Origin of the sequence: Bacteroides sp. MSK.20.82, assembly GCF_019052485.1 — a bacterium.
In the GTDB taxonomy this organism is placed as follows: domain Bacteria; phylum Bacteroidota; class Bacteroidia; order Bacteroidales; family Bacteroidaceae; genus Bacteroides; species Bacteroides thetaiotaomicron.
In genome coordinates, this window is the sequence record NZ_JAHQUN010000112.1 from 1 (window position 1) to 2,544 (window position 2,544).

3 protein-coding genes are annotated in these 2,544 nt (G+C 45.5%); all 3 read right to left on the bottom strand.

Going from position 1 to position 2,544, the window contains the following annotated elements; all coding sequences use genetic code 11:
* Nucleotides 1-104 precede the first annotated feature (104 nt).
* The 3 genes from KTR07_RS27945 to KTR07_RS27955 all read right to left on the bottom strand — a co-directional run bounded on the left by KTR07_RS27945 (nt 105) and on the right by KTR07_RS27955 (nt 2,476).
* Entirely contained in the window at nt 105-1,676 is a 1,572-nt protein-coding gene (locus KTR07_RS27945) for an IS66-like element ISBthe6 family transposase (protein WP_005805141.1), read from the bottom strand.
* A gap of 73 nt (nt 1,677-1,749) precedes the next feature.
* Nucleotides 1,750-2,121: an IS66 family insertion sequence element accessory protein TnpB gene (gene tnpB / locus KTR07_RS27950; protein WP_015531149.1), complete on the bottom strand. Its 372-nt coding sequence runs from the start codon at nt 2,119-2,121 to the stop codon at nt 1,750-1,752.
* Complete coding sequence (locus KTR07_RS27955) at nt 2,105-2,476, bottom strand: hypothetical protein (protein ID WP_005805145.1); 372 nt, start codon at nt 2,474-2,476, stop codon at nt 2,105-2,107. Before KTR07_RS27955 ends, tnpB begins: the two co-directional genes overlap by 17 nt.
* Between the last annotated feature and the right edge of the window lie 68 nt (nt 2,477-2,544).

The following is a 2,544-nucleotide window of genomic DNA, read 5'->3' on the forward strand; positions in this document are numbered from 1 at the left end:
GTAAGCCCCCGATAAAGTACCCGTATAAAAAAGAATCGCTATAGCAAATCGAACAAAGCTATAGTGATTCTGTATTTATATTCTTGTTTTTCGTTAGAGTATTATTAGAGTTCTTTGGAGTTTCCCGATTCCCAGCAATGGGGTAGCAGCTCTTTTAGGTCTTTCTCCTTGTTGGCTGCATAATACGGCAATAGTGCAATCACCTCCGTGAGCCATTCCCGGGGGTTAATGTTGGAGGCTTTGCATGATGCCAAGAGCGAACAGATTATGGCAGTGTTCTGCGCGGCTTCATGGTTTCCACAAAATAAGAAGTTTTTTCTTGATAAGGCTATCGGACGAATCGCATTTTCGGCCAGATTATTATCTATTTTAAGCCTGCCGTCTTTCAGATAATTCCTCATACGTGGCCAAAGTTGATACGCGTAAGCGATAGCTTGCCCCATCCGGCTTTTAGGAAGCACTTTCGGATAGGCTGTTTCCATCCATTTTTCCAGTTGCTCAAGTATGGGAAGTGCCTGTTCCTGTCTTCTAAGCATGCGTTGCTCATAAGTGAGTTCCTCCTGGTCGGCAATCTGTTCGATCCGATAGAGTTGCTGTATTTGAGCCAGAACATATCCGGCCAGGGATTCATTCTCTTCTTTGGCAACCTCGTAATGTCGCCTTATGTGGGCAAGGCATCCGACAAGGCACACCTCTTTCTTACCCTCAAAGATGTTGTAGGCCGCATAGCCGTCACTTTGAAGATATCCTTTGAAGGTTTGTAATAATTTCCAGGCTGTTTCCTGTGAGCGGGAACCGTCATCATAATGAAAGAAGACCAATCCATCCATAACCGCCCTGACTATCCACAAGTATTCCTTAACCGCTTTATGATTCTGTTTGTTGATAACCGGTAATGTCGTTTCGTCCACCTGGATATAGTCGGCCTTCAATACCTGTTTCTTCAACTCTTCATAGAGAGGTTTAAGTAATTCACAGGCAGGTTTGAACCACCCCTGAAGCGTGTTTTCCGAGATCTTCAGGCCTAAATGGTGAAACTCACGCACCTGACGATAGAATGGTACATGATATTCATATTTTTGCAAGAGGATTTCAGTGAGCAGGCTGGCACCGGGAAGTCCCTTGTAGATAGGCAATAGCGGAAGAGGGGCTATAATAACACTGCCCTGATGCCCCTGAGGCAAACTTATATTGTCTTTCAGGCCATACTTGGGACGTATGATCTCTTTTACGTATAATTTGCCCGGTTCAAATTCAAGTGTACGTGTGCGTTCCTCGCCTATGCGCTTGTATTTATCCGGATCGACTCCTTCGGGTTCTATGACAATCTCCACTACAGGAAGGCCATCCAACATGTTGCGGTTCTGACGCACTTTCTTTTTGGGAGTCGTCGAGCAGACAGGTTCTTGGGCTGCGGCTTCTTCCGGTATTTCGTGTTCCAACGGCTGAACAGGTGGATCGAACAGTGATAGCTGGTTCGGATCCAGATGGGCTAATTTCTCGCTCTTACGGCCGAATAACTGACGATTTAACCAGGCTACCTGAGCCAGCAGTTCCTGAAGCTTATTTTGCAGCTGTTCGTTCTGCCGGGTCAGACGCTCGATTGACTCAGACTGGGAGCTATTAGCCTGCTGGAGTGTGGCCACCAAAAGTTCTAATGTTTCTGTCTGAGTCATTCGTCATACCTGTTTTGAACAATACAAAAATACAGAAAAGCAACCGTATAATCAAGGTTTCACCTGCTGTTTTTCAGTACTGCATGTCACTTTTTCGTAACGCTTTCAGACGTTTGAGCCTTTTGGAAGGTTCGTCGTTGATTCCCTCTACCATCAGAACCAGGTCACGCCACTGCATAGGGTACGACTTGCTTTCTTTGTCATAAGAGGGAAGGCGGAAAGTGCCTTCTTCAAGTCGTTTTATGTACAAAACCAGTCCGCCATCTTCCGCGTGTAGCAGTTTCATTGTAGTGCGCTGGCGGTTGATAAAGATAAACACATCACCTAAACGGACATCATATCCCATTTTATCATGAACAACCCCGCATAATGAGTTCATACCTTTACGCATATCTGTCTTACCCGGACAGAGAAAGTAGCGCATCGTGTCATTCAGGCAAAACATGGCGATTGCAGAGTTGAGTGAGCAATTGCATGGCCGCCTGGGATTCAGCCATACCACTGAAGTGGGCGATAATACCACCGGGGAACTCTATCCGGATCTCACCCGTTTGTATAGCGCCACTATCACAGGCAGAGTGGGAAGCAGGTGAAGAGGTGAGGCTAACCGGTGCAAACTCCTCTAAAGAGGAAGAATGCCTATCCATATGATAACGCCTCGATAGGCCAAACTTTCCTTTCCAATAGTAAAAGCTTGATTCGGTATAGGCTTCATTTATACAGAAGTCTTTTATCGTCAAACCGCTACGCTGTTGACGAGACAGGATTTCAATGAATTCTTCTTTACTCATTTTTTGCATAGTCTTTTTTCTGGCAAAGATCGAGACTTAAAGATACAAAGACAACGGGTACTTTATCGGGGGCTTAC

Coding starts and splice junctions, on each gene's coding strand:
- tnpB (WP_015531149.1), bottom strand. CDS start 2,121: ATGTTTTGCCTGAATGACACGATGCGCTACTTTCTCTGTCCGGGTAAG.
- KTR07_RS27955 (WP_005805145.1), bottom strand. CDS start 2,476: ATGCAAAAAATGAGTAAAGAAGAATTCATTGAAATCCTGTCTCGTCAA.
- KTR07_RS27945 (WP_005805141.1), bottom strand. CDS start 1,676: ATGACTCAGACAGAAACATTAGAACTTTTGGTGGCCACACTCCAGCAG.